The following is a 25,933-nucleotide window of genomic DNA, read 5'->3' on the forward strand; positions in this document are numbered from 1 at the left end:
TCTTAATAAAAGGCATTTCTTCATTGCGCATTTTGCATAAAATTTGTCTAGAATTGTCAGCAAGTGTTTGTTGGAATTAGTATTACTTACTATAATAAGTGATAAAGATACTCAAAGAGGGCAACTATGACTAAGTCTGAACTGATTGAAAGACTCTGCGCTGAGCAAACACACTTATCAGCGAAAGAGGTAGAGGATGCTGTAAAAGATATTTTAGAGCACATGGCCTCTACACTAGAGAGCGGTGACCGTATCGAGATCCGTGGCTTTGGTAGTTTTTCTCTTCATTACCGCGAGCCTCGCGTAGGTCGTAACCCTAAAACGGGCGATAAAGTGGAATTGGAAGGTAAATACGTTCCACATTTCAAACCTGGTAAAGAACTTCGTGAGCGTGTAAATATTGGTTAATGCACTCTTATTAGTTTGAAAAAAGCGGCATACGTTTGTGTATGCCGCTTTTTTGTAATGTATCCAAGTTAGTCATACATCCAAGATCGTTTACTAATCTAATTGTGGATTCAGCTGTTTTCTATACCCAAATAACTTTAACTTCTAAGCATGTCTACAAACTAAGCATCTTGAGGTTACTTGGGTATAGATTATTGCTAATATACGTAGTCTGAAGAAGCATTTTCCTGCATAATCTTACCGACTTACTCCTAGAAGGGTGATGTAACATGAAAATTATAAAAATCGTTGCTGTTTTAGCTCTCTTTTTAATTGCATTGGCGTTAGGTTCCCAAAACCAAGAGCTCGTGACTTTTAACTATCTTCTAGCAAAAGGAGAGTTCCACTTATCTACGCTATTAGGTGTAGTATTTGTGGTTGGCTTTGCTTTAGCGTGGGTTACCTTTGGTAGCATCCAACTGAAAACTCAGCTACAGGTCCGTCGTTTAAAGAAAAAACTGAAAAAGTACGAACCAACTGAATCAAACAACGCTGCTGATAAGCCAGCCATTGAAAAACAGGCATAAGGATAAGGCTTAACTTTAATGCTTGAACTACTCTTCTTGTTGTTGCCTATAGCTGCTGCGTATGGCTGGTATATGGGGCATCGCAGCGCTCAGCAAGACAAGCAGAAGCAATCTCATCAAATCTCTCGTCAGTATATGACGGGTCTTAATCTGTTGCTCTCTGACCAATCAGATAAGGCTGTCGATCACTTTATTGAATTGCTCCAAGTTGATAACGAGACCATCGATACTCACCTTGCGTTGGGTAACCTGTTCCGGTCTCGTGGTGAAGTCGACCGCGCAATCAGAATTCACCAAAATCTTATTTCTCGTTCAGGCTTAACACTGGACCAAAAGAACCTCGCCCTTCAACAGTTAGCGAAAGACTACATGGTCTCAGGTTTTCTTGATCGTGCAGAGAAAATCTTCGAACAGTTAGTCGAAGAGCCAGATTACAAAGAGGCGGCTCTTCAACAATTAGTGACCATTTATCAGCAAACACGAGAATGGGAAAAGGCGATTTATTACGCGAACCAATTGGCTAAGTTAGGTAATAAACGCTCAAGGATGCGTGCAAATATTGCCCATTTTTGGTGTGAAATAGCCATGCTCGACCAAGCTGATGGGAATACTAATAAGGCAATACAGCATTTTAAAAAAGCGTTAGCGGAAGACCCGAAGTGTGTTCGAGCAAGTATTGCTTTGGGACGAATTTACCTAGAGTCTGAAGACTATAAGCACACCATCAAATATCTGACGGGGGTACTTGAGCAAGATAAAGACTTTATCAGTGATGTCTTGCCAACTATTGCAGAATGCTATCATCATCTGGGTCAGGAAGATGAACTTGTCGAGTTTCTGCGAGCTTGTATTGATAAGAAAGCTGGCGTATCAGCCGAGTTGATGTTGGCTCAATTAGTTGCTCATCACGAGAACGTTGGGGCTGCTCAAGAGTTACTGACGAAACAATTGCTGAAAAACCCAACCATGAAGGGCTTCTACCGTTTAATTGACTACCACATTGCAGAAGCAGAAGATGGTCGAGCGAAAGACAGCCTATCAACACTACAAGCGATGGTGGGTGAACAGTTAAAAGTGAAACCACATTACCGATGCCGGAAGTGTGGATTTTCTACCCATTCCCTTTATTGGCATTGTCCGTCCTGTAAAGGATGGGGGACGATCAAGCCAATCCGCGGATTGGATGGTGAATAATTCTTAATGCAGCTGGCAGAGTTTCTGTCCGCTGCATTTTTTTAACTTTTTATTTAATAAGAACCAAAACAGTTAGGAGATGAAATGATCGACCAAAAAGTTATTGTCGCACTGGATTATGATAACCAAGCAGATGCACTTGCGTTTGTAGATAGAATTGATCCTGCGTCATGCCGACTAAAAGTTGGCAAGGAGATGTTTACGCTATTTGGTCCTGATTTTGTACGTGAACTCCATAAACGTGGTTTCTCTGTATTCCTAGATTTAAAATTTCACGATATTCCAAACACCTGTTCGAAAGCAGTTCGCGCTGCGGCTGAAATGGGTGTATGGATGGTGAACGTACACGCGAGCGGTGGTGAGCGTATGATGACGGCATCACGTGAAATTCTTGAGCCATATGGTAAAGATCGTCCACTTCTTATCGGTGTAACGGTACTAACCAGTATGGAACAAAGCGACCTTGCTGGTATTGGCTTGGACGTTGCGCCTCAAGAGCAAGTGATTCGTCTAGCTACGCTGACTAAAAACTCTGGCCTTGATGGCGTGGTATGTTCAGCGCAAGAGTCCTCATTACTGAAGAGCGAACTAGGCCAAGAATTTAAGTTAGTGACCCCTGGTATTCGACCTGCTGGCTCAGAACAAGGTGACCAACGCCGTATCATGACGCCAGTAGACGCTATCCAATCAGGTTCAGATTATCTTGTGATTGGTCGCCCTATCACTCAAGCGTCAAATCCTGCAGAAGTGCTGAAGTCGATCAATGAGAGCTTATCTAACATGTAAGCACTGTCTCGATTGTATGGAGAAAAGTGAGGCTAAGATGCCTCACTTTTTACATCGAATGAAAATACTGATCGCGGTAAACAACCATTCCTTTTAACCAGCTATGTCTGATCATTTACTCGCTTTAACTGGTATATCGGGGCCAATTGAGATAAAGGTTCTGCGGTTTATTCTGAGTAAAGTAGGGCTTGGTACTATGCCGATCACACTTTTGTAACATAACTCACTGTGATGCCTCGAAAATGCAACCATGTGTTATTGATGGCTTGCGTTACAAATGTCTAAAGAATACTATGGCGAAGATGCATTCACTGCGTTGTAAGGTCTAGGATGACCTAGTGAAACTCTTTGAAATTAATATAGAAGCTGGCAGGACGTCACTTCATATTACGTTCCTATTATTTCCTATCTGCGTATTTTAAATCGCAGCTTTCTGTGAGCTTTCACACGCTGTCTTCCTTGTTACGACCTTAGTGCGCAAACACAACAAGGAAGAAACATGACTAAAAAACTGCCATTTTCAGTACTAGCAACACTGACCGCTGCCAGTTTTCAACTGAGTGCGGCAGAATTGCCAGCTGATATCGAATGGATTTCAAACAACAACGAACCTCTATTTGCCTCTGAAGAGGCGGTACGAGGTGGCACCTATCGCACTTACATTCAGAGCTTTCCGCAAACATTACGAAGTGTTGGTCCAGATGCGAACTCAGGTTTGCGCCAATACTTAATGGATGGTTCACCAAAACTGGCTCAGCGTCATCCAAATACTGGCAAATGGATCCCTCAACTTGCTAAGTCATGGGCATTTGGAGAGGACAACAAAACCGTATTCTTTAAACTCGACGAAACGGCCGAGTGGTCAGATGGTGAAAAAATTACAGCAGATGATTACGTCTTTATGATGAAGTACTACACGTCAAAAGACATTATCGACCCGTGGTATAACGACTTCTTCACAAACAGTATTGTGAGTGTTGAAAAAATTGATGACTACACGATCAAAGTCAATCTTGCTGTAGCCCAAAGTCATGACTCACTTATGGTTATGATTAACATGCCAAGTAATGGTTTTCAGCCTCGTCCTGAACACTTCTTTGAAGGAGAAAAGGACGCAAATAACGATGGCATGCCTGATAACTTCGTCAGAAAGTTTAATTTTAAATCTGAGCCAACCGCAGCGCCTTACTACATTGATCAAGTGAAGAAAGGTAAGAGCGTGACATTCAAACATGTCGGTGCAGATTGGTGGGGATACAACAACCGCTACTATAAAAACCGTTATAACGTTGAAAAGGTTCGCATTAAGGTAATTCGCGATCCTGATATTGCCATGAAGCACTTTGAGAAAGGCAACTTAGACTACTTTGAGATGGTGCTACCAAGCTTTTGGCATGACAAAACCAATAGTGATGTGTACAAAAAAGGCTATATCCAAAAGTACTGGGGCTTTAACGAAGCACCGCAAGGAGCTGGTGGTCTTTGGATGAACACAGCGATGCCGATGTTGGATAACCTAGAAGTGCGTAAAGGTGTTATGGCAGCCACTGACTATGACGGCATGATTGAAAACATCATGCGTGGAGATTATTCACGTAAACCGCATGGACTCGGCTTTGGTCATGGCGAATACGATGATCCTAACAATACACCGCCAAAGTTTGATGCTGATGCGGCGGTTAAACACTTCGAAAAAGCGGGCTTTGACAAAGTGGGCGCAGATGGTATTCGTGTTAACGACAAGGGCCAACGCTTGAGCTTTGCCATCACCTACGGATACAACTCTTGGACACCGCGTATTGCATACCTGAAAGAGCAAGCGAAACTTGCTGGTCTTGAGTTCACGTTAAACTTGGTGGATGGCTCATCTGCGTTTAAATACATTCTTGAGAAAAAGCATCAGCTAGCGTTTTTGAATATGGGCTCTGGTGAGATCCCTGCGTATTGGGAATACCTACACTCGGATAATGCAAATCGACCACAAACGAATGCTCACACCAACTACAGCAGCCCTGAGCTAGACAAGTTAATTGAAGCGTATGACTCTGAGTTTGATCAGGAGAAGCGTTACGACTTGTCGCATCAAATCCAAAACTATGTCAGCAAAGCAAATATCATCGTTCCTGGCTACATGGTGCCTTATTCTCGAGTTGCTCATTGGCGCTGGGTTAAAATTCCTAAAAACGGCATGACAAAAGCGACAGAATGGGTGCTTCATCCAATGGATATCGGTAATTTCTGGATTGATAACCAAGTAAAAGAAGAGACAGAAGAAGCGATGGACGAGGGTAAAACCTTCCCAGAACTAACGGTAATTGATGATCGTTACAAATTGTAAATCAGTAGTTTAGATAGAAAATGATAGCCCCGATAATGAATTTTATCGGGGCTTTCTTTTTTACTTAATAAGGTAAGACACTTCTAAAAGGTAGGTTTTTGCATCACCAAGCAAAGAGAACGCTCTATCGATGGTTTTAAATCGATCATCAAGCGAGTCGCTAGATATCAGCTGGCTGAATGTTTGCAACGAAAAAGCTTCGTTTGCTTTGAAGAACTGATGTACGTTTTCAAGCTGAACTTTATGAATATGCTCCACCTTATTTAGGGCGGTGGTTAAATCGGAAATGTTAATCGACATTGCTACTCGGGAACCTTATCAATAAGACCTATATGAGGTCATAGAGTGGGGTTTTATATTTTGCGACAGAGAGTAACACCGAAGAGCAATTTATAGTCTGATGAAGATCAATTTGCCTTATTTAAGCATCTGTAACGCGACACTAGACGTGTACCTAGAGCTAGTACAAGTTACAACGCTTGAATATAGGCTAGGGTTTCACCTGATCAAAAGTAAAAGCCAAGTCCGACTAAAAGCCCTTGAGAAGCTGTATCATATTCAAATACTCCCTCATTTTTGTAATCAACCCAGGTCGACTTGTAAGCTAAGTTGAGATCAGACCATTCGTTAAAACGATAACGAACACCAGTTTGAATGGCATAAGTGAAGTGAGTATCGTTGCCAAGTCCGGCGTCGATGCTGGCATGAAATCGCCAGTTTTCGCTCAATTCATCAATGAGTCGCAAGCCAACTAAAAAATCGACCCAATCTTCTTGTAATGACAGTCTATCTTCTAGTACCCGGTTATCATTACGATACAGCTTGCCGGTGATGTCATTGTCCCACCAACGTAATCCAAACATATAATCCAGTTTACCAAATGAATATTGTTCGCGTTGGAATGCCTTTGCTTCTAGAACACCTTGCCGTATTTCGATGTCCGCACGATAACGAGCGTTAGGCAGAGCGCCTTTGATATTATTAACATCACCACTTAAGTTCATGAAACTATAATCTATGTAGTAGCCCCACTTACTTTGGTAAATACTCTCGAATCGCAACATCGCCCCAATATCGAGGTGGTCTACGATGAACTTAGGATCGACATCCACCTCTGATGAAAAGCGACCAATACTGGTATCCCCGTGGATATTCAGTCCTAGCATGTACACTTCTATGCTATTTCGCCAACGAGATTCTTGTGTCTCGGTTGAGAGCGCTACTGATGTAGGTAATACAAGAATGAGTGAGGAGAGTGATAGCAGGTTACATGGTTTCATCCAATTTCCTTTTCGGCTTTTCGTCAGCTTTCAGCTTAGTAGAAGTCGCTACACTCTGCATAAAAAAGGGAAGCAACTTGCTTCCCTGTAATTAACATTGACTTAGAGTTGTTTGGCAATGTCTGAGGTTAGGCTTTCTAAGCCTATGGATAAAGCGTTGACGAGCGCTTCATAGCCCTCATCTTGAAGCGGCTGTGAGATTTGTATTGGCGCGCTGTTTTCTACCTTACCTTCGGCATTAATGAGTAACCATTCCCCCTCAATTTCGATATTACCTTTGTAGCTGCCATTAAATTTATTTAACGTAAGCTGGAGTTTGGCTTCACCGCTTTGATCCAACAGATTATTCATTTCAGTCGGCCAGTAATGACTTTGCTTGTGACGTAGTTCCGCGACGACTCTCTGAGTGATTTGCTCAGAAATACTGTGCGCCCATTGATTGTGCTTCGCCTGAATAACTTGGGTCTCAGAGGTTCGATAAACAATGCCATTATCATTCAAATAACTCGCCAATGTCACTGGACGAACAACTAAAGTTGGGCGCTGAGCGATATCAGAAGAGCTCAGCGTCACTGGTTCCGCCTTAGGTAGAAGGTACATAGCTCCTTTAGTTTGCGGAGCGCTACTGCAACCCGTTAGACCGACAAATAGCGCGATAGACAGAAAGAATACTCGTTTCATTAGTTTTTGCCTTTAACTGGTATTGGGTCACTGATTTCATCTTCTCCAAACACGAGAGAGTTTGGCTTTTCGTTTAGCTGTTTAAGTACGGGTTTAAACTCTGTCATCACGCTTTCTAATTCTTTTAGCGTGGCTTCCATTTCGCTGTACATGGTTGAGTTGGGCCCATAACCATCGAGTGTTTTTTGTAATTGCTGTAAGCTTTGGCGAATATCTGTTGGGATCTCTTGCGTCTCTTTTTGATTCAAAAGTTTATCAATACTGTCCGCCACGCGTTCTGCTGAAGCTAACGTTTTTTCAGACGTTTTTAACGTTGAATTGAGAGAATCTAGCGTTTCTTCCATCGGTAAGTTATTAATCTTATTTAGGAAGTCGTTCACTTGGCGCTGAACCTGCGCAAAACCACCACGCATGGTTGGGAAAACATCTAAATCAGCAAACTTACTCGGTACGTAAGGCTCGTCGTTTGGATAGAAGTCGGCGTCAACATACAGTGCGCCTGTTAATAAGTTACCTGTTTTTAAAGTACCACGTAGGCCTTTAGCAAACTCACTCTTCAATTTATCTTTTAACATTGGTAAAGATTGGGATTGGAAATCGCCATAAACACGGCCGAGCTCGATACGTACCAATACAGGGATTTTTTTCGCAGAAAAGTTCTCTTCTGGGGTTGGAAGTCGCATTGGTACACGCATCACAGTACCAATTCTCAAGCCTCGATATTCGACAGGTGCCTTACGTTTAAGTCCTCGTACCGATTCATCAAAAAGCATAACGAATTCAATATAATCATCGTACATGCCTTCTCGAAGTTGTTTAATATCATCGTACAAGCGGAAGTTGACCATATTTTCAGTGAGCTGTTCACCGGATTCAAGACCTGGAACGGTATCGAAGGTAACACCACCCGTTAGCATGCTCTCTAATGAGCCAAACTTGACTTCGAACCCTTCAGCATTGAGCTGTAAATCTACGCCAGAATTCAGCCAGAACTTGGTACGAGTGCGCACTAAGCTGTCATAAGGCTTGAAAATAAAGAGTTGGTATAACGCTTTGCGAGTGTCAACATCAAAGCTAGTTTTCTCTACACGACCAACCGTAAAGCCTTTATAAATGACGGGGTCACCAACGCCTAGCTTACCAGCCTCGCGGTGTGTTAACACAAGGCGTAACCCCTCTGCATCAGGAGAGGCCACTGGGGGAACATCTAAGACCGTAAAGCGCTCTTTCTCTATTTTAGATTTACCCGGCTGAAGTTGGATATAAGCGCCAGAGAGCAAGGTCTCTAAACCTGAAACGCCATCACGGCCAATACGAGGCTTCACCACCCAAAACATGGTGTCATCTCGCAGCATGCGTTCTGCATCCTTGTTCATTTGTGCCTTAGCGATGATGTGATCGTAATTTTCACTGAGAGTGACTTCAGTAATCAGTCCGACTTTTACATTCAATGCTCGGATTTCGGTTTTGCCAACCTCAATCCCATCTGCGGTTGGCAGTTGGAGAGTAATTTGTGGGCCTGTACTGTTGATATATTGGAACAGCATCCACGCTCCCATGGCTAGCGCAAGGATCGGGACAATCCATATCGCAGAAATCTGCTTTTGCGGTTTTATTTGAGCGGTTACGTTGTTCTCATCACTCATATTTGGCTTTCTCGTTTAAGTTGTCAGAAATCGGCTCCTGCACTTCGTTTTGTGGCAATTGCCACAACAAACGTGAGTCAAATATCATTGCAGAAAGCATAGTAAAAATGACCACTGCCGCGAAAGAGAGCGCAGCAGGACCTGGATAAATCGCCATTAAGTTTTGCAGCTGAACCAGTGCAACTAAGATCGCGACGACGAAGATATCGATCATGGACCAACGGCCAATAAACTCAGTTATGCGGTAGATCTTTAAGCGTGAAATACTCTCTTCGTGCGGAAGATATCGCGCTTTTTGCGCATTGTAATACAGCCACGCGAGTGCCAGCATTTTCGCCATTGGAATAAATACGCTAGCAAAGAAAATTACCATCGCAATAGGGTAAGAACCTAAATGCCAAAGCAATATTACCCCCTCCATGATAGTCGAACCTTCTGCATGTCCAAGGCTTACGGTGTACATCATAGGGTAGAGGTTCGCAGGGATATAGAAAATGATTGAAGCAAACAAAAGCGCCCAAGCTTTTTGTAAATTGTCTGCGGGGTTGTATTTGTGAATAGGGCTTTTACAACGAATGCAGTGTTGGTGTTTTTTAGCTTCAATAGGGTTGAGCTGGTGGCACGTATGACAACCAATATGGTTGTGGTTATGGTGCGTATCACCCTCTTTTACATCAGGTAGCTCGATAGCTGGAATAAAGTGCCCCCAGAGCCAGCTTTTGTCGACCATTGATATGCATTTGACTACCAGAACGGTATATACACAAAACGCCCAGAATGAAGTGCCCATTCCTATGTCTGCGAGGGAAGCGATTTTAATTAAGCTGACCAACACGCCAATCAAAAAGACATCCACCATTAACCAGGGTTCGACTCGAAACAGAAGACGGCATAAAACTTTTGCCATTCGTTGCTGCTTTCTAGAGGGGGTATGTTTACGTGCTTTTAATGCTTCAAGGTGAAGAAAGAGAATGAGACCAACATAGATTGCAGGCAAAACGATAACTGTTGCGAGTAGCAGCACACCCAAAAGCACATTTTGAAACTCAGCCAGCATTTTGGCAGCGTGCAACAAGGTGATTTCTTGCGACAACCCTTGCACGCTGAACGACATAAAAGGGAAAGAAATGCTTAGCACTAACATGATCAAACATGCCGATGATATGGCGATCACGCTTTGGTAAGGCTTGGCATTCACTTTAGTCAGCGAATGCGAACATCGAGGACATTGTGCTTTTTGCCCCTGTTCGATATCGGGAATGCGAACAACAAGGCCGCACTCTTCGCATGAAATTAACTGACGGGAATTAGGTTGAATACTCATCGGGTAGGTTTTAGATTCATTTGCTTTAAGAATACTCTTTTTTCACTAGGCACGCTTGTTTTGATTCAGGAGTTTACGAGTTTCTTACTTTTGGCATTAGAGGATATGGGAGATCTAAGACATAAACGAAGTCGCGTTTGGTACAAGATTTTACGGCGAAGATGAGTATGTTGGAAGTCGAAAATAATGTGATATTGCTTGTCTGTGGAGGGGGGTAATTACTTGTTTTTAAGGGTAAGTAACCCTGCCCAGATAATCAGAGCAGGGAAAAAGAGCATTTTATTTAAGGTACTTAGTTGTACTTTACTTGACCGTTCCGCTCTTAAAGGCATTGGAGCCGACTTGCGTACCGTTGAGCGTTTTGCCGTAATAGCCTTGGTGCTGGTGATATTTCTCCGCGTTTGCGGTGACATTGCCTTTGAATCGAGGATCTTGTGGACGCTCATGGCTGTTGACGTATGCTGCGACATCCCAAGCTTCTTGCTCTGTCAGCTGTACACTTTTACCAAGCGGCATGTTTTCGTAAATAAAATAGGCCGCTGTGTTAATCCGGTGCATACCTGCGCCCCAGTTATACGCATATTCGCCCCAAAGTGGTGGAATGTATGAATGGTCGTTGGTGTCTTTGATGCCTGAACCGTCGGCGCGATGGCAAGTTTCACAGTTCTTTTCGTAGACCAATGCGCCTCGCTCTATTGATGGTTCTTTCTCAGGGGCGGCGATTTTTGGGTAGCCACGCCCAGAGAGATTACCTCGCTTTTCAACTGGTAATGCTTGTGCGATGGCTTCAGGCAACGGAAAGTCTTTTGCTTTTCCACCAATTTGCAACGCTTTTGCGTCTAGCTCTGGGATGGGTTCATCCGTCATACCATGTTTGTCAAGCAAGCCGCCCATCGCTAACCAGTAGGCGTAAGCACTAAGGGCAACAATTTCTGTCGAATCGTAAGCGGGCGCTTTACCGTTCATGGAATACTCGAAACAACCTTGGATACGGTCAGCATAGCTGTTTACGCGATCGTTTTTCTTACGATATGCCGGGTATGCCATGTAAGCTGCCCACAGTGGCGCAGCGTTTGCTTTTCGTCCTGCCTCCATATGGCAGTTCACACAGTTTTGTTCGTTGCCAACGTATTTTCCGCGCATTTGTTGTGAGTTAACAAAGAGCGAGTAACCGCGTTTTACTTGCTCACCAAATGCGGTGTTTGGGATTGTGCTGAGATCACGCGGTTTTAAGTATTCACCGTGATTTTCTTTTTCTATCGCAGGTAGCTCTTTCTGGCGGTCCGGTAATGGATCGTTAGCTAGTACGAGCGTAGAAATGAAAGGCAGTGCGAACAAAGAATAGAAACGTTTCATGACTGCTCCTAGTAACGTAATGAGGCAAAGTAGTAAGCAAGATTTTCGATCTCTTTGTCAGTGAGATTTTTTGCGATGGTCCCCATCATATTGAGCGGGTCGCCACTGCGAGTGCCGTTTTTCCATGCCATCAATTGCGTTTTTAAGTAATCAGCATGTTGGCTTGCGAGGCGAGGGAACTTGTCGACGCCCATACCGCTGGCTCCATGACAAGTTGCGCAAGCTGGAATATTTCTATCCCAATCGCCTTGGAAAATTAATTTACGATACGGGTTACGAATATCAGCTTGGTCGCCGCGTTGTTCTGGATTCGTGAACTCGTAGCTCGGGAGGTTAGCAAAGTACTCCATAACTTCCTTACGGTCTGCGGGATCGTTGAGTTCCTTCGCCATGCCTTGCATGACCACATTTTGGCGTTCGCCACTAAGGAATAGTTCGATTTGAGTGTTGAGATAGTTCGCGTTTAAACCAGCGATCATCGGCGAGATATTTGGCTGTCCCATGCCATCTTGGCCGTGACAACCGCTACATACGCTGGCTTTTTCCGGAATAGAAGAGGCGCTTGCGCCCATAGTGGTTGCTAACAAACAGGCCACCACCACTGGAAGAATTTTTGACATGCTGACTCACTTTAATTTTTATTAATATGTCTAAGTGCTACTTGGTAGTCACTTGGACGATATTGTCGGCCTTGTCAATAATGAAAGGTATTGTGGATTTCCACATATTTAATAAGTGTAAATGGCCGTATTTGTTTTTATTGGTTGTTCTATAAGCGATAAAAACAAAGTGGTGAAGAGCTGCACAAATCGGCAGCTCTAAGTGGTAGAGACGTCTTAACGTGCGGCGTTACGCTTTGCGGATTTTGGCTGGTAATGATTGACGAGCCGCGGCTCCTACCACCCAATCTAACAACACGCCTTTCCCTTCTCGGGTTGGGTCAATTAATCCGATGTCGTTAATGTTGACGCCATCTTGGCTGCGAGTTTTTACTGGTTGCTGTTTATCGCCGATCCAGTGCGAGCGTTGTCCTAGCTCGGTATGACCAAACCCATGTTCAAATCCGAGTGTGCCAGGGCGAATCCCGCTGACTATCATCGCAAGTGCTTTGGTGCTTGCAGATGGTGTCTCGATAACAAACTCATCACCCGTTTTAATGCCTGCGCGCTCGGCATCGATTGGATGGATGTACACTGGGTTTACGCCTTTAATCGAGTTCAACCTTGGCGATAGGTTGGATACCGCACTGTGAATGTTGGATTTAAAGTTCGTTAGGCTGAAAGGCCATTCTGAGCTTGGGAACTGGTCTTCCATTGGTGTGCCATCGGCCAGTTTTTGTGGATGCCATGTTGGGCAACCCGTGTAGAAATCACCGGTCATGGTGTTTCTTGCGCTGCCGACACGTTCATTCCATATCGCGACAGGTCGTGTCCATTTGTGCTTCATTTGCTCACCTTGATACGCTTCGGTTGCATTTTCAAAACGTCCACCGCGAGCAAAAATAAACGCCACACGTTTCATCTCATCCGCTGTCAGCGTCTTCTGCATGGCTGGCATTAAACGCTCTAGGCCGGACCACGCAATGTCTTCTGCCGAAACTTCAGGCACCCCGCCTTTCACATAAGCCAAGTTTGCCGCGGAACGTAAGTAGAAATCTTCAGCGCTGTGGAGAGCGCGCCAATTCCCTTGCGCATCTTGAATCGCGTTGTCACCAAAGCCGCCCAGTTGCATTTTCTTGGCGACATCAATCAAAAAGTTTTCTAAGCAAATTGAACGACCATCGGCGGTTTTCTCTGTTCGCGCTCCCACAATCGGCCAGCGAGCGGTGACGGTTTTCACCGGAACGTCGTGCCAAGGCGTTGCCATACCCCAGCTTTCGTAGGTGACCGTGTCAGGTACAATATAATCCGACAACGCGGTGGTTTCGTTAATGAACGCATCAACAGACACAATCAAACCGAGTTGTTTTGGATCTTTAAGCTTGTCTTCCAGCAGCGTTTTCAAACCGGGTACACCATACATTGGGTTCGCCATGTGGTTGATCCACGCTTTAACGCGGTATGGATACCCATCAATAGCCGCAGATAGGTGCTCTGTCAGCAGTGGCGCGGCAAACGGATACCAAGGGGCGCGAGTTGGGTAAGGTGATTCACCTGCCTCAACGCGACGTTTGTATTCGCTGGTTTTGTGGTAGGGGAATTTACTGCGCGACAAAAAGACGCCTTTCGGGCCGACTTTGCCAGCAAATTTGGTGAAGTCGTAACGAGGACCCGCAGCGGAAGTTGGGTAGCCACCCGCTTTGGCCATCGCGCCGCCTTTCATATTTATGTTACCAATCAACGCATTGAGCATCATGATGGTAAACGAGTTATAGAACCCATTGGTGTGCATGTTGCCACCGTGGGTATCGACCACCGCTTTTGTTCCGTGACTGGTGAAGCGCTTTGCTAGTTCAACAACTTGTTCGACAGGGATTTCACATTGTTGGCTGTAGAACTCAAGACTGTATTTGAACGCCTCTTCTTTGAGTCTTTGTAGAGACGATTTTACGCGCACTTCGCCCGATGCAAGCGAAACCGTTTTATCGACAAACAGTGCCGCTTCCTCAGCTTGGGTATGAACACCAAATTCGCCGCTTTGCTCATCCACGATGACGTACGGGTCGGAGTCAGACAACGCTTCGCCCTCGAATGGCAGATTCAAGTCGGACGCGCGTAAAAACGTGCCGTTTCTCGGGTGCTGATTATCGCTTATCACGAGATGCGTAGCATTACACCAGTGCGCGGTGCCGGCTCGTTTCATCGCGTTTGCCCCCGGCTGCGCCAAGAAGGTTTTGTTGTAGCGTTGGTTTTCGATGATCCACTGGATCATGCCAAGCACGAGGGCAGAGTCGGTGCCTGGCTTGATTGGTACCCAGCGGTTGTTGTCACCGGCAGCCAAGCTCGATGAACCAGCAGGCAAACTTGGTGTGATGATGGTGTATTCCAAGCTACCTTCTGTTCGCGCATTGGCGAGTTGGCGCGCCTGACGCTTAAAAGGGTTACCCGCTTGAGCTGGTGACATACCGATGAAGATGATGTATTCCGCGTTATCAAAGTCTGGCTTCAAGTGCGCGTTCTTATCTAAATCGTTCATGAATGCGCCGCTGCCAGCACGAAATGCGTAGCCGCAGTAAGAGCCATGATGCCCAAAGTTACGCGTACCATAGCTGTTGAACGCGAAGCGTTTGAATATGTCGTCTCGGCCTTCGTTACCGGCGTTGGTCATTAACAATTGGTTGGCTTTCGGTCCATATTCTGGGTTTTCAGGATCTACGGGCGTTGTTAAATCGCGAATGTTGCGTAAGCCATCAACATGGCCTTCACCAAATAAATCACCACCTTCTACGATTTCTTCTATCAATTGCTCGTAGCTGATCGGAATCCATTTTCCTTCGCCGCGTTTTCCAACTCGTTTCAGTGGCTGAGTAATGCGGTACGGGCTGTTGCGAATTTCTAGCATCCCATTGCCACGTGCGCATGCTGTTGAACGACCGTCAAGGCCCGCTTCTCCTGTCAAACTTAAATAAGCATCTTTGACTGGCGTTTCGAACGGAATGTGTTGCTGATGAGAGAGTGGGTGATATGGGTTGCCAGTAATACGCAAAATCTCGTCGCTGCGGTTATCAATGCGTACACGCAATCCGCACAGTGACCAACAACCAAAACACATCGATGGCGCAACGCGCTGATTTGGATTCGGGATTAGGTTGCCTTTGCTGTTGACCGTGTACTCTGGTTCAAGCGAGTTACCGTGGTGAATATCACGCGTTTTTTCTCCCGCAGTGCCTTCGAGCGCACCCTCGACTATGTGTTTGGTGGTGGTAGCGTAACCCGCAGCGAATGCACCAAGCCCACCCACTGCAATGCCTGATTTCAAAAACTGACGGCGTTTGTTATCCATGATGAAATCCTCTTTGATTAGCGTTCAGTTAAGGTGGGTGATGAGGCTTTTACTTCGATCTTTTGTTTTGGCTGAACCAGCTCCGAACCGAGCAGTGCCAGTGCAAGCCATAATCCGAGCATGCCGATAATGCCTATCCAGCCATTTCCATCCATAGTGAGTTGGTATGGATACAGCCCTGCATCGAACTTGGCGATGGTTTGCACTTCCATGATGGTAAACCAGCGAATCAGCCATGCACTTGCCAGTGCGGCAGCAGACACAAAACTGAGCCCTATGACGTGACGAAATCTGGCTGATGCGGACTTTTTGGTATCGCGCAAGAAGATGAAAGCGAGCAAAACACAACCTAAAACGACAAAAGTGAGCAGGGCAATGTTGTGCATCCATTGTTCGCTAGAATAGAGCGAAAATGTAGAGTTGTTGGATGCCCAAATGGGTAGGAGAATCAGCGTCAGAACACTGCTCGTTACCAGTGACTTTTTGAGTAAATTGTTATCACCAGAAGTGAGAGTTTTCGATTGGCTAGGCAGCAGTAACCAAATCAGCAGAGAAAATCCGACTGCGCCCATAAATGCAGTAACAAACCAAAGAATTGGTGACGCGGGTTGGTGCCATAATGAACGTGATTTTACGATCGCAATTTCAGCTCCAGTATAAAGGGCGATGGTTAAGCCTGATAACACGGTGATTGCAGATATTGTGAGCATCACTTTGTGAGAAATTGTCCACTCACCGAGCGATAGTTTAGATAACAGAGGCAATACTTTTCCCGGTTGGTTTCGTAGTGCAATAAGGTCCTGACGTAGATACAACCATGCAGTTGCAACGGCAAGCGCAGAAAATGCAGGCAAGAATAGTGAGCCTAGAGACATCCATGACCACGGCGTGATGTGCGCGTAAAAATGCCAAGCTCGTCCCGGCTGGTGAAGGTCGCCAGTTAACGCCAACGGGCCTACGATAGCGCCGATGGCCATCGTTAGCACCAGCGCGGCGCGTAACCGATGACTGGTGTGTTGCTCAAATAACAGTGCGATTAGGAACAAAATAGCGGCAGCGTAAGTAGAACCGATGTAAAAGAAGTACTGCACCGCCCACGGGAGCCAAGCCATTGCTTGAGGTTGGACTAACACTTCGGTGATGTTCATGCGCGCTCTCCTTGTGGGTCGTAAATAGCTGGCTGCCCGTCGATGTGGCTGGTGAAGCGTTCATCCATGCCGATGTAAAACACATGCGGCTTGGTCTCTTCATTGGGCTTTAGCACTTTGATATCGTCTTGGTGCTTCGCAATTAAGCGGCGAACTTCACTTGATGGATCATTCAAATCACCAATTACACGTGCTCCGCCAACACAGGTTTCCACGCAGGCAGGCAATAGACCTTGTTCTAGACGGTGAGCACAGAAGGTACATTTATCTGCGGTGAGGGTGTCTTCATTGATAAAGCGAGCATCGTAAGGGCAAGCTTGTACACAATACGCACACGCTACGCAGCGACTGTTATCCACCATGACAATGCCATCTTCGCGCTGAAAGGTTGCTTGAACCGGACACACTGCCACGCAAGGTGGGTTGTCGCAGTGGTTACAAAGGCGCGGTAGCATAAAGGCTTTTGCTTCTCGCGTGGCTGTAGAGCCATCATCTAACGTAACTTCGTATTGCTTTACGGTGGTTCGGAATTGACCGATAGGCACTTGGTTCTCGATGCTGCAACCCACAGTGCAAGCCTGGCATCCGACACATTTACGCAAATCTATCACCATGGCATAACGCTTCCCGACTTGTCCTTTTCGGTCAGCGGACTGGTTATTTCGAATAATGTTTCCCGCAGTTGCCGTGCCAATGCCTGCGACTGGAATTAACGCGGCTCCGGCTGTGACCGCGCTGAGAAAGCGACGTTTGGTGGAATCCATAACTCACCTGCTTTTTTGTTGTATTTGAATTGACTGATTCCATTGTGAGAAATGCACTGCGAGGCTTATATTGTGGATTTCCACATACCCAGATCAAACTTGATCTAAAACAAATGTGGTTTAGGGAAGGTAGCTGTTATTCTTGTCGCACTCTCTTGACGGAACGATTCGACTCATCATGAAAAAAGCACTGTGGCTTCAGTTTTGGATTCTTTGCTTAGTTGCCTTTGCATCTTTGGCTCAGGGCGCTGTTTCTGAACAAGAATATCTGCAAGGAATGCAAGAGCAAAAAGCAGAGCAGCCACAGGTCAAGCAAAAAGTCGAAGTGGGCGTGTTAGCGATACGCGGCCATCTTTATGCTGAGCAGAGATGGCAACCGACCATTGATTGGCTCAATCAGCAAATTTCCGATGTGCATTTTGTCCTTCATCCCCTTAACTTGGATGAAATGGGCGAAGCGGTGAAGTTTCAGAAGATAGATTTCATCTTAACCAACCCAGGTCAGGCAGTGCGATTGGGCAGGCAATACGCGCTGTCGTGGATGGCAACGCTAACCAGCAGAGCACCACAAAACTCGAATTACGGCATTGGTTCGGCGCTGGTGGTTCGAGCCAATTCAAGTTATCAAACGGTGCAAGATGTCTCAGGACGTCCCGTTGCGGCGGTATCAGAAAAAGCGTTTGGTGGTTATCTAACGATGCGCTATCAAATAGTCAAAATGGGGCTTAATCCAAACGATTTCTTTTCTGATGTCCGCTATCTTGGTTTTCCTATTGATGCCAACCTGTATCAATTACGTGATGGTAATGTGGAAGCGGCCGTCGTCCCCGCTTGTTTATTGGAACAGATGTTAAGTGAAGGGCTTTTACAACCGGGTAATTACCGAGTTTTAAATCAACAGCCGAACGAGCGCTCGTTATGCGCTGTTTCCACACCGCTTTATCCTAACTGGTCATTTGCCAAAACAGAGCGCGGCTCAGCTCAGATTGCCAAACAGATTGCGCAAGTATTGTTAGCGATGCCACCTGAACACCCTGCAGTTATTGCGGCAGGCGCGTCAGGTTGGACGTCCCCCGTCAGCTTGCTGAGCATCGACAAACTTTATCAGGCGTTGGATCTCCATCCGTTGCAACAACCTTGGTGGAGTGAGGCTCTACGCTGGCTGCGTAGTCATCAAGAGTGGGCATGGGCGCTGTTCATGTTTGTGATTGTGTTGAACGCGTACCACTTTTGGCTTGAGTATCGATTTAGCAAGAGTAAGCAAGCGTTGGAGCAGACATCGTTACGATTAAAAGAGAAAAGTGAACAGTTAGAACATTCACAAAGGGTCGCGATTGTCGGAGAAATCGGCACTAGTCTTGCTCATGAACTCAATCAGCCACTGGCAGCCATTCGCAACTATAGTGAAGGCGGTTTACTTCGCTTGGCCAAAAAGCGCCCTCATGAAGATATTGTCCCTGTACTTGAGAAAATACAGGGCCAAGTTGAAAGAGCCGATGCAATTATTCAGCGATTAAGAACGTTGATTCGTAAGCGCAGTGTCGACAAAACGTCGTGCGATCTTCAAGTACTCATTGATGACACGATTGAGTTACTCCATTTTCGAATGCAGAAGCAAAACATTTCTATTGTGGCCAGTACAGAAGGGAACATTCGTCCATTACTTGTCGATGCAGTTGGCGTACAACAGGTTTTAGTTAATGTGATCAGCAACGCGATTGATGCGTGTACTTTGTTCCAAGAGAAATATCACTCATCAGGTTATCAAGGTAAAATTGCCCTGCATTGCGATTACCAAATCAGTCAACTCTCTATTCGAGTGTTAGACAATGGTACAGGGTTGCAGCAAGAGAATCCGACTCAAGCGTTTGTGAGTAGCAAAGAAGAAGGGCTTGGGCTGGGGTTAGCCATTTGTCGCGATGTGATGGAAATGCATGGTGGCGAGTTTGTCATCAGCTCGATAGCACCACATGGTTGTTTGGTTGAGCTTGTGTTTCCATATCAAAACTAATCTGAACTAGGCATAGGAGCACTCAATGAGCAGCGGTGAAAAGCAGCTACCTGTTTTTATAGTCGATGATGATGAATCGGTGCGTGACTCGCTCGCTTTTATGTTGGAAGAGCATGACTTCAACGTGACGACTTTTGCTGATGGGCAATCTTTTCTCGATAAAGTGAACATTCATCAGGCCGGATGCGTGATCCTTGATAGCCGAATGCCCAACCTTCGTGGCCAGCAAGTGCACCAAATTTTAAATCAAGCCAACAGCCCGCTAGCCGTTATTTATCTGACAGGGCATGGTGATGTTCCGATGGCGGTCGATGCATTGCAAGCTGGGGCGGTCAATTTCTTCCAAAAACCAGTCAAAGGCGATGAACTGGCACGAGCCATTTTGCAGGGACAGGCGCAGTCTGCCACAAACCTCGATATGGCAGCAGCTAAATCGGCTTATGAATCGCTCACACCTAGAGAAAAAGACATTTTACGTTTGATTATTGAAGGAAAGCGCAACATTCGTATTGCTGACGAACTTTGCATAGCAATGCGAACGGTTGAAGTACACCGAGCTAATCTATTGAAGAAGTTCTCGGCAAAAACCGTCGCAGAGTTGGCATATATTTATGGCAAGCTAGATTAAAGCTTACCGAGTGAAGCCTCTTAAGGCTATTTAGAGGATACAACTTGAGCTTTATGACGACTCGCGTATTATCTTCTTCGTTCTTACTTTATCTGAATTCTTATGAGTTTGTTGACTAAACGACATCACACGCCACATAAGCGGGCAAAATGGCTACTGGCGATTATTGGCTGGGTGGTCGTTGTGTGTCTGATGCAAAATTCAGGCTTTGCATCGTCATGCTCTATGAAATATGAGGCGGAATCGCCCGCGGTTTCACTTGCTGATGAGCGTTCGAGCGTCAAGTCGATTGATACTAAAGAAACCAGCAAGTGCGAATTGTCTGAAAAGTTAATTCAGTTTTCTCAACATCAACTCGATGTATTTATTGTTGTTCTGTTTGTCGGTCTTTTTGCTTCGGCAATTTGGTTGTGCAGTGCCTATATTGGTGCGCAACATTGGACGGAACCGATAGGCCGTAAGTATCGAGTCCATCTGACTTTCTGTGTGTTCCGAGAATAAAAGCGTGCTTTCTGACCACTAGCGTCAGTTATTTAGCACCTTTGTCTTTTAACTAGGAATCACTATGAATCAAATTACTAAACTGACTCAGTTTGCGTTCATGTTTTTTATGACGCTTGCTTTGAGTTTGCTCTCTCTGAGTATTTCAGCTCAAACTACTGATACAGGTTGGCTAACCAACCCACAACATCCTCCAGTGCAAACGCGCTTTGTGCTCACTGGTCAACAAGATCCGCAAGCCAAAACACTTACAGGTTATTTGGATGTCAAGTTAACCGGAGACTGGAAAACTTACTGGCGTTCACCTGGTGAGGGCGGCGTAGCACCATCTATTGATTGGCAAAATTCACAAAATTTATCCAAAGTGGATTGGCAATGGCCGCACCCACAAAAATTCGAACTGTTAGGTATCGAGACTCTTGGGTATAAAGGCGATACTTTGTTCCCCATGACGCTGCACGTCGAAGACATGTCCAGACCTGTCACGATTGATGCGGTACTGACACTTTCTTCTTGTACGACGATTTGTGTGCTGACCGACTATCAAATTCAATTGACGTTCTTGCCTTCTGATCTAACAGTCGATGAAGGCGTGATGTTCAGTTACGCTCAAGCAGTGAGTAACGTGCCGCAGCCATCGCCGTTTATTGATGTTACTCAGGCGAGTTGGGATGCGAACCAATCGAAACTACAAATCAAGCTACAGAACAGTCAGGGTTGGCAACAACCACAAGTGCTGGTGGATGGTGTCGATGAAGCAACGCGAGACTATAGCTTCAAGCTTGAAGGAATGTATCAAGAAGGAAACATCGTCACCGCGAGCTATATCGTTGATACTTGGCTGGGCGATGTGGAGTTAGATGGTCAGTCGCTGTTTGTGACCATCAAAGACACCAATTTACTAGCAGAAGAAACCACTCAAGCAACTGCTGAGGCAATAGTTGAACCGTTGCCGAGCACGTCTCTAACGAGTGTTTTTCTATTCGCGTTGCTCGGCGGTTTAATTCTTAACATTATGCCTTGCGTTCTTCCGGTTTTGGGGATGAAGCTAAGTAGTATTGTTGCCGCTCAAGGTATCGAGCGTCGTCAAATTCGCGCTCAGTTTGTTGCCTCGTCACTTGGTATATTAACGTCGTTCTGGATTCTCGCTGGTCTTATTTTGGTGCTTAAGCTAACAGGTAATGCCATTGGCTGGGGCGTGCAATTTCAAAGCCCTTGGTTCTTAGGTTTGATGGTGTTGGTCACCACTTTGTTTGGGGCCAATATGCTGGGGCTGTTTGAAGTCCGTCTATCATCGGGTACCAATACATGGCTGGCCTCGAAAGGTGATAACTCCCTAGTTGGTCACTATGTTCAAGGTATGTTTGCTACATTGCTTGCGACGCCTTGCTCCGCGCCTTTTCTAGGAACGGCCGTGGCGTTTGCCTTGGGTGCCGACGTATTAACGTTATTTGCAACCTTTACAGCATTAGCATTGGGTATGGCACTGCCTTGGCTCTTAGTCGCTGTGTTTCCAAATATCGCGCTGAAACTACCAAAGCCTGGCTCGTGGATGAATGTCGTTAAAATCGTGTTTGGCATAATGATGCTGGCGACTAGCATTTGGCTACTTTCATTAATGGCAAATCATGTACCGATGTTATGGATTGCACTTATCGCTGTGGTTGCTTTTGTTGTAATGATGGCAAGAGTTAAGAAAGTGTATGGTGAGAAAGCGCTTGCTGTATCCGGAACTGCGTCATTAGTGTTGATAGCTGGTGGCCTGTTACTTGGTAGTGTCACTGCCGACCAATGGGCGACACCGCTTCCTGAGGACTTAGCGTGGCAGAAGCTTTCTAACTCGGCGATTGAAGATCACGTCAATAATGGGCGAGTGGTGTTTGTGGATGTCACTGCGGATTGGTGTGTCACGTGTAAAGCGAACAAGATCGGTGTGATCTGGCAAGATCCTGTCTACTCATTGCTGCAAAGCCCTAATGTAGCGACGTTAAAAGGGGATTGGACACATCCGGACGGCTCGGTAACGGACTTTTTACGAGCTCATGGGCGTTACGGTGTGCCGTTTAACATCGTCTATGGCCCGGCAGCGCCACAAGGTATCCCGTTACCTGTGATCCTGACTGATGATGTTGTTTTAAGTGCGGTGAAGCAAGCGAGTGGGGGAGCTATTCAATGAGTTCGACAAAGCGGCGTAGAACATTCCGATATTGGCTCGTTCAAATCGTACAGATGGTGCTCATTGTCACCGTCATTTCCATCGCGATGGATTGGTATCGCACTAAAGATATTCCTAAACAGGAGGCACCACCATTGAGCTCAGTATTGAGCGATGGTGAACACTTCGATGCAATCGCGCAAAGTTATGAACAACCTGTCGTTGTTTATTTTTGGGCGACTTGGTGTCCCGCTTGTAAATTTGTAAGCCCAAGCGTGAGCTGGCTGAGTGATGACTACACCGTAGTTGGCGTTTCTGGCTCGTCGGGACCGAATGAGCGTGTGGCGCAGTTTATGAGGGCAAAAGAATATCATTTCGAAAACATAAACGATCCTTCAAGCGATATTATGCGCGAATGGAAAATTAGCGTGACCCCAACCATTTATGTTTTAAGAAATGGTGAAATTTCCTCCGTCACAACTGGCGTTACTACTCCGATAGGAATATTAGCGAGAATTTGGTTAGCTCGATAACGCAATAAAAATCCGATATTCAAAATATTGAGTATCGGATTTTTTTGTTGTCCTAAACAACCAGTCGGTCACATACCATAAAGAACTAGTCAACCAATAAGTGTCTAGATGCTTATTGCGTGTTACATTCGAGCATCGTTCTGGTTATCAAGGAGGAAACGATGAACGTAGCAAAAATGTATGATGATGTGTCGGATCGCTATCAAAAGTTGGTGGACGACAGTCACTACGTCGGTCCACGTTGGATTTCTGAGAAGTTAAAAACCTCTCCCATCGAGCAAGGCTCGGTTCTCGACCTAGCCTGTGCGACTGGCAGTATCGGACATGTCGTAAAAAGTCACTATCCAGAACTCGCCATCCATGGCTTAGACATCTCGTCCAAAATGGTTGATAAAGCGCGCCAAACTAACCTCTATCAAGGCGTCGCGGTTCATAACCTCGATGAGCCATTTTTCCCTTTGTTTGAGCAAACCTTCGACCTTATCACCGCACTTGGTTTTACTGAGTTTCTAGCAGAGCCTCAACAACTTCTGGAGTGTATTTCGCATAAGCTAACTGCGAATGGACGATGTTTTATCAGCTTTCAATACCACGATCCGGATGGACAAGATTTGCCTCGAAATACTTATAGTGGATCGGTCGTGCATAAGGCATATACCGAAAGTGAAGTTGAGCAACTCTGTCAGCAAGCTGGGTTGGAAGTGGTTTCCTTAGAAAATGTGATTGGTTACGTATCTGGTGTTGGTTATGTGTGTCGATACTTGATGCTAGAGCTGAAAAAGTCACACCGCTGAAATAAGTAACAAACAAGGACTGTTTTTGAAAACACAAGATTTAACCGAGTTCGGGTCGGGCATTGAATACGATGCTCAATACGACCAGCATTACCATCAAGAAATTGCTTTCATCACAAGGTTAATCGAAGAAACCAATACTCGAAGTGTACTGGATGTCTGTTGTGGTTCCGGCATTGTCACGATTCCAGTCTCTGAGCAACTCAACGAAGCCATTGGCATTGATATTTCTGAAGGGATGCTCAAACACGCAAAGGACAAAGCCAAAAGTAGGAGTAACTTGTGTTTTCTTCATCTCGACGCAACCCAGTTTTCGTTAGGTAAGAAGTTTGACCTAGCCATAATGACAGGGAATGCATTCCAAGCCTTTTTAAGTGATGAGATGCTAGCAGGTGCACTGAGCTCAATATCAAGACACCTCGAAAAAGGTGGGCGATTTGTTTTCGATACGCGGTTACCAACGCCAGAAAATCTAGAATTGGATCATGAGATGGCGCTGTGGCAAACCTATGTTTCTCCAACCTATGGTGAAGTGAATTATTTCGGTATGAAGGCCGAGTATGACTTGCAAGCGTCCATCATGTATTTGAACAAAGAGCGCCATTTTGAAAGTGGAACGATTGAGCATTCCAGCATTGATTTAAAATATCGTCCGCTGGAAGACATAGAGGGTTTCCTTGAACAAGCGGGATTCAGAATCATAGAGAAGTACCAGTCTTGGTCATCGCAAGCATTTGAGGCGAATGCCAACTCGCTTGTCTGTGTGGCTGAGAAAATATAAATCAATGTTGAGGGATACAATGCAAGGGTTTCGAATTACCACGTCGTTAGATGACATGGATTTAGACGTTATCTACCAGTTCATTTCAAACAGTTATTGGGGAAAGGGCATTCCAAGAGAACGCCTGGAGAAGTCATTGCGCCATTCGTTCTGTTTCGCGGTTTTGGATGATGAAAATCAACTCGTTGCTTTTGCTCGGTTAATTACCGATCGTACCACGTTTGCGTACCTTGCCGATGTGTTTGTTATGGAGGTACACCGTGGTAAAGGCATCAGTAAGTGGTTGATCTCAGAAATTGTTGCTCATCCAGAACTACAAGGCTTACGCCGTATGATGCTTGCAACCCGCGATGCTCATGGGTTGTACGAACAGTTTGGGTTCACTCCTATTGCTCCAGTAGAAAACTTTATGCAAATCTGGAAACCGAATGTTTATCAGAGCTAAATCATGATGAGAGTTGAATCTCAACAAGTGGCAATCAGATACCTCAAAACAACAGACGCTGCTCCCCTGTTTGAAAACTATTTAGGCGATGAGCAAGCATGCCGCTTCCTCAATCGCCAAGTCCACCAAAATGTTAATCAAACCCTTGAAGCTATCGAAAGATGGCGTGCTCAATATGATCAAAAGTCTCCCAATCTATTAGTCTTCGCTATTGAAGAACTCACTTCTCAAACTCCTATTGGTTGTCTGGTGCTGATACCTGAGCAAGACAGCAGTGAAATCCATTTTGGTATTTCTGCTCGCTATCGGGGAAAAGGCTATGCAACCCAAGCCTGCAAACTTGGCGTTGTCTACCTGCAAAGCTTGGGTATAACGCGCATTCGCACCGCCCCGCATATTGGCAACCACGCGAGTATCCGTGTGTTGGAGAAATGCGGCTTTATCAGCCAAGGCATTTTAAAAGCGCATGCAGTTTTTCCTGCTCTAGGGCGTGAGGCGCAAGACTGTATGGATATGCAATTGGAGGATATCGAACTGCGCCATTTTGCACATTGTTCAGAATGAAATTGATAGCGGTTGAAACGAGCGGTTACAGAGCATGTTAGTCGCCATCGTAGACAGCGTCTTTGCTGAATGATTCCTCGAGATTTTT

24 protein-coding genes are annotated in these 25,933 nt (G+C 45.5%); 14 read left to right on the top strand and 10 right to left on the bottom strand.

Annotated features, from left to right (window positions below; translation table 11 throughout):
• Positions 1-126: 126 nt before the first annotated feature.
• The 5 genes from ihfB (at position 127) to R7093_RS03625 (ending at position 5,292) form a co-directional block, all read left to right on the top strand.
• Positions 127-408, top strand: coding sequence for an integration host factor subunit beta (gene ihfB / locus R7093_RS03605; RefSeq protein ID WP_005385816.1), 282 nt, complete (start codon positions 127-129; stop codon positions 406-408).
• Between the two features lie 269 nt (positions 409-677).
• Complete coding sequence (locus R7093_RS03610; RefSeq protein ID WP_053304243.1) at positions 678-974, top strand: LapA family protein; 297 nt, start codon at positions 678-680, stop codon at positions 972-974.
• A gap of 18 nt (positions 975-992) precedes the next feature.
• On the top strand, positions 993-2,168 hold the full coding sequence (gene lapB / locus R7093_RS03615) for a lipopolysaccharide assembly protein LapB (protein ID WP_005376665.1): 1,176 nt from the start codon (positions 993-995) through the stop codon (positions 2,166-2,168).
• 84 nt (positions 2,169-2,252) lie between these two features.
• On the top strand, positions 2,253-2,954 hold the full coding sequence (gene pyrF, locus R7093_RS03620; RefSeq protein WP_318146503.1) for an orotidine-5'-phosphate decarboxylase: 702 nt from the start codon (positions 2,253-2,255) through the stop codon (positions 2,952-2,954).
• A gap of 499 nt (positions 2,955-3,453) precedes the next feature.
• On the top strand, positions 3,454-5,292 hold the full coding sequence (locus R7093_RS03625) for an extracellular solute-binding protein (protein ID WP_318146504.1): 1,839 nt from the start codon (positions 3,454-3,456) through the stop codon (positions 5,290-5,292).
• Positions 5,293-5,352: 60 nt separating this feature from the next.
• On the opposite strand, the gene R7093_RS03630 is transcribed toward R7093_RS03625, so the two are convergent.
• The 10 genes from R7093_RS03630 to dsrO all read right to left on the bottom strand — a co-directional run bounded on the left by R7093_RS03630 (position 5,353) and on the right by dsrO (position 17,433).
• Positions 5,353-5,592 carry a hypothetical protein gene (locus tag R7093_RS03630; protein WP_033905728.1) on the bottom strand — a complete coding sequence of 80 codons (240 nt, stop codon included), beginning with the start codon at positions 5,590-5,592 and terminating at the stop codon, positions 5,353-5,355.
• Between the two features lie 206 nt (positions 5,593-5,798).
• The gene (locus R7093_RS03635; RefSeq protein WP_042523080.1) at positions 5,799-6,572 is read right to left on the bottom strand and encodes a hypothetical protein; all 774 of its coding nucleotides are present in this window, start codon (positions 6,570-6,572) and stop codon (positions 5,799-5,801) included.
• A gap of 102 nt (positions 6,573-6,674) precedes the next feature.
• Positions 6,675-7,253, bottom strand: a complete 579-nt coding sequence (locus R7093_RS03640) for a membrane integrity-associated transporter subunit PqiC (protein WP_017821657.1) — start codon at positions 7,251-7,253, stop codon at positions 6,675-6,677.
• Positions 7,253-8,899 (bottom strand): intermembrane transport protein PqiB, encoded by a 1,647-nt coding sequence (gene pqiB, locus R7093_RS03645; RefSeq protein ID WP_017821656.1) that lies wholly within the window; start codon positions 8,897-8,899, stop codon positions 7,253-7,255. The genes R7093_RS03640 and pqiB overlap by 1 nt, the downstream gene beginning before the upstream one ends.
• Positions 8,892-10,223 (bottom strand): paraquat-inducible protein A, encoded by a 1,332-nt coding sequence (locus R7093_RS03650; protein WP_137282256.1) that lies wholly within the window; start codon positions 10,221-10,223, stop codon positions 8,892-8,894. Before R7093_RS03650 ends, pqiB begins: the two co-directional genes overlap by 8 nt.
• A gap of 303 nt (positions 10,224-10,526) precedes the next feature.
• Positions 10,527-11,579: a c-type cytochrome gene (locus R7093_RS03655; RefSeq protein ID WP_017633872.1), complete on the bottom strand. Its 1,053-nt coding sequence runs from the start codon at positions 11,577-11,579 to the stop codon at positions 10,527-10,529.
• An 8-nt stretch (positions 11,580-11,587) separates the two neighbouring features.
• Positions 11,588-12,151, bottom strand: a complete 564-nt coding sequence (locus tag R7093_RS03660) for a c-type cytochrome (RefSeq protein WP_411913246.1) — start codon at positions 12,149-12,151, stop codon at positions 11,588-11,590.
• A 277-nt stretch (positions 12,152-12,428) separates the two neighbouring features.
• Positions 12,429-15,521, bottom strand: coding sequence for a tetrathionate reductase subunit A (locus R7093_RS03665; protein WP_318146505.1), 3,093 nt, complete (start codon positions 15,519-15,521; stop codon positions 12,429-12,431).
• Between the two features lie 17 nt (positions 15,522-15,538).
• Entirely contained in the window at positions 15,539-16,669 is a 1,131-nt protein-coding gene (gene nrfD, locus R7093_RS03670; RefSeq protein ID WP_318146506.1) for an NrfD/PsrC family molybdoenzyme membrane anchor subunit, read from the bottom strand.
• Complete coding sequence (dsrO, locus tag R7093_RS03675) at positions 16,666-17,433, bottom strand: sulfate reduction electron transfer complex DsrMKJOP subunit DsrO (RefSeq protein WP_158174056.1); 768 nt, start codon at positions 17,431-17,433, stop codon at positions 16,666-16,668. Before dsrO ends, nrfD begins: the two co-directional genes overlap by 4 nt.
• Positions 17,434-17,611: 178 nt before the next feature.
• On the opposite strand from dsrO, the gene R7093_RS03680 reads away from it, so the two are divergent.
• The 9 genes from R7093_RS03680 to R7093_RS03720 all read left to right on the top strand — a co-directional run bounded on the left by R7093_RS03680 (position 17,612) and on the right by R7093_RS03720 (position 25,845).
• Positions 17,612-19,444 carry a sensor histidine kinase gene (locus R7093_RS03680; protein WP_318146507.1) on the top strand — a complete coding sequence of 611 codons (1,833 nt, stop codon included), beginning with the start codon at positions 17,612-17,614 and terminating at the stop codon, positions 19,442-19,444.
• 25 nt (positions 19,445-19,469) lie between these two features.
• Positions 19,470-20,072: a response regulator transcription factor gene (locus tag R7093_RS03685; RefSeq protein ID WP_213911085.1), complete on the top strand. Its 603-nt coding sequence runs from the start codon at positions 19,470-19,472 to the stop codon at positions 20,070-20,072.
• 102 nt (positions 20,073-20,174) lie between these two features.
• Positions 20,175-20,573 (top strand): hypothetical protein, encoded by a 399-nt coding sequence (locus R7093_RS03690; protein ID WP_025767242.1) that lies wholly within the window; start codon positions 20,175-20,177, stop codon positions 20,571-20,573.
• Between the two features lie 64 nt (positions 20,574-20,637).
• Complete coding sequence (locus tag R7093_RS03695) at positions 20,638-22,749, top strand: protein-disulfide reductase DsbD family protein (protein WP_318146508.1); 2,112 nt, start codon at positions 20,638-20,640, stop codon at positions 22,747-22,749.
• Entirely contained in the window at positions 22,746-23,261 is a 516-nt protein-coding gene (locus R7093_RS03700; RefSeq protein ID WP_171344323.1) for a protein disulfide oxidoreductase, read from the top strand. The genes R7093_RS03695 and R7093_RS03700 overlap by 4 nt, the downstream gene beginning before the upstream one ends.
• A 161-nt stretch (positions 23,262-23,422) precedes the next feature.
• Positions 23,423-24,055 (top strand): class I SAM-dependent DNA methyltransferase, encoded by a 633-nt coding sequence (locus tag R7093_RS03705; RefSeq protein WP_318146509.1) that lies wholly within the window; start codon positions 23,423-23,425, stop codon positions 24,053-24,055.
• Between the two features lie 25 nt (positions 24,056-24,080).
• Positions 24,081-24,836 (top strand): class I SAM-dependent methyltransferase, encoded by a 756-nt coding sequence (locus tag R7093_RS03710; protein WP_318146510.1) that lies wholly within the window; start codon positions 24,081-24,083, stop codon positions 24,834-24,836.
• Positions 24,837-24,855: 19 nt separating this feature from the next.
• Positions 24,856-25,281, top strand: a complete 426-nt coding sequence (locus R7093_RS03715; RefSeq protein ID WP_170893497.1) for a GNAT family N-acetyltransferase — start codon at positions 24,856-24,858, stop codon at positions 25,279-25,281.
• A 3-nt stretch (positions 25,282-25,284) separates the two neighbouring features.
• Positions 25,285-25,845, top strand: a complete 561-nt coding sequence (locus R7093_RS03720; protein WP_222712516.1) for a GNAT family N-acetyltransferase — start codon at positions 25,285-25,287, stop codon at positions 25,843-25,845.
• Positions 25,846-25,933 lie beyond the last annotated feature (88 nt).

This window comes from Vibrio sp. 1580 (assembly GCF_033340055.1).

What these genes read in the sequence shown, in the direction of transcription:
- ihfB (WP_005385816.1), top strand. Translation starts at nt 127, where the DNA reads ATGACTAAGTCTGAACTGATTGAAAGACTCTGCGCTGAGCAAACACAC.
- R7093_RS03610 (WP_053304243.1), top strand. Translation starts at nt 678, where the DNA reads ATGAAAATTATAAAAATCGTTGCTGTTTTAGCTCTCTTTTTAATTGCA.
- lapB (WP_005376665.1), top strand. Translation starts at nt 993, where the DNA reads ATGCTTGAACTACTCTTCTTGTTGTTGCCTATAGCTGCTGCGTATGGC.
- pyrF (WP_318146503.1), top strand. Translation starts at nt 2,253, where the DNA reads ATGATCGACCAAAAAGTTATTGTCGCACTGGATTATGATAACCAAGCA.
- R7093_RS03625 (WP_318146504.1), top strand. Translation starts at nt 3,454, where the DNA reads ATGACTAAAAAACTGCCATTTTCAGTACTAGCAACACTGACCGCTGCC.
- R7093_RS03630 (WP_033905728.1), bottom strand. Translation starts at nt 5,592, where the DNA reads ATGTCGATTAACATTTCCGATTTAACCACCGCCCTAAATAAGGTGGAG.
- R7093_RS03635 (WP_042523080.1), bottom strand. Translation starts at nt 6,572, where the DNA reads ATGAAACCATGTAACCTGCTATCACTCTCCTCACTCATTCTTGTATTA.
- R7093_RS03640 (WP_017821657.1), bottom strand. Translation starts at nt 7,253, where the DNA reads ATGAAACGAGTATTCTTTCTGTCTATCGCGCTATTTGTCGGTCTAACG.
- pqiB (WP_017821656.1), bottom strand. Translation starts at nt 8,899, where the DNA reads ATGAGTGATGAGAACAACGTAACCGCTCAAATAAAACCGCAAAAGCAG.
- R7093_RS03650 (WP_137282256.1), bottom strand. Translation starts at nt 10,223, where the DNA reads ATGAGTATTCAACCTAATTCCCGTCAGTTAATTTCATGCGAAGAGTGC.
- R7093_RS03655 (WP_017633872.1), bottom strand. Translation starts at nt 11,579, where the DNA reads ATGAAACGTTTCTATTCTTTGTTCGCACTGCCTTTCATTTCTACGCTC.
- R7093_RS03660 (WP_411913246.1), bottom strand. Translation starts at nt 12,151, where the DNA reads ATGGGCGCAAGCGCCTCTTCTATTCCGGAAAAAGCCAGCGTATGTAGC.
- R7093_RS03665 (WP_318146505.1), bottom strand. Translation starts at nt 15,521, where the DNA reads ATGGATAACAAACGCCGTCAGTTTTTGAAATCAGGCATTGCAGTGGGT.
- nrfD (WP_318146506.1), bottom strand. Translation starts at nt 16,669, where the DNA reads ATGAACATCACCGAAGTGTTAGTCCAACCTCAAGCAATGGCTTGGCTC.
- dsrO (WP_158174056.1), bottom strand. Translation starts at nt 17,433, where the DNA reads ATGGATTCCACCAAACGTCGCTTTCTCAGCGCGGTCACAGCCGGAGCC.
- R7093_RS03680 (WP_318146507.1), top strand. Translation starts at nt 17,612, where the DNA reads ATGAAAAAAGCACTGTGGCTTCAGTTTTGGATTCTTTGCTTAGTTGCC.
- R7093_RS03685 (WP_213911085.1), top strand. Translation starts at nt 19,470, where the DNA reads ATGAGCAGCGGTGAAAAGCAGCTACCTGTTTTTATAGTCGATGATGAT.
- R7093_RS03690 (WP_025767242.1), top strand. Translation starts at nt 20,175, where the DNA reads ATGAGTTTGTTGACTAAACGACATCACACGCCACATAAGCGGGCAAAA.
- R7093_RS03695 (WP_318146508.1), top strand. Translation starts at nt 20,638, where the DNA reads ATGAATCAAATTACTAAACTGACTCAGTTTGCGTTCATGTTTTTTATG.
- R7093_RS03700 (WP_171344323.1), top strand. Translation starts at nt 22,746, where the DNA reads ATGAGTTCGACAAAGCGGCGTAGAACATTCCGATATTGGCTCGTTCAA.
- R7093_RS03705 (WP_318146509.1), top strand. Translation starts at nt 23,423, where the DNA reads ATGAACGTAGCAAAAATGTATGATGATGTGTCGGATCGCTATCAAAAG.
- R7093_RS03715 (WP_170893497.1), top strand. Translation starts at nt 24,856, where the DNA reads ATGCAAGGGTTTCGAATTACCACGTCGTTAGATGACATGGATTTAGAC.
- R7093_RS03720 (WP_222712516.1), top strand. Translation starts at nt 25,285, where the DNA reads ATGATGAGAGTTGAATCTCAACAAGTGGCAATCAGATACCTCAAAACA.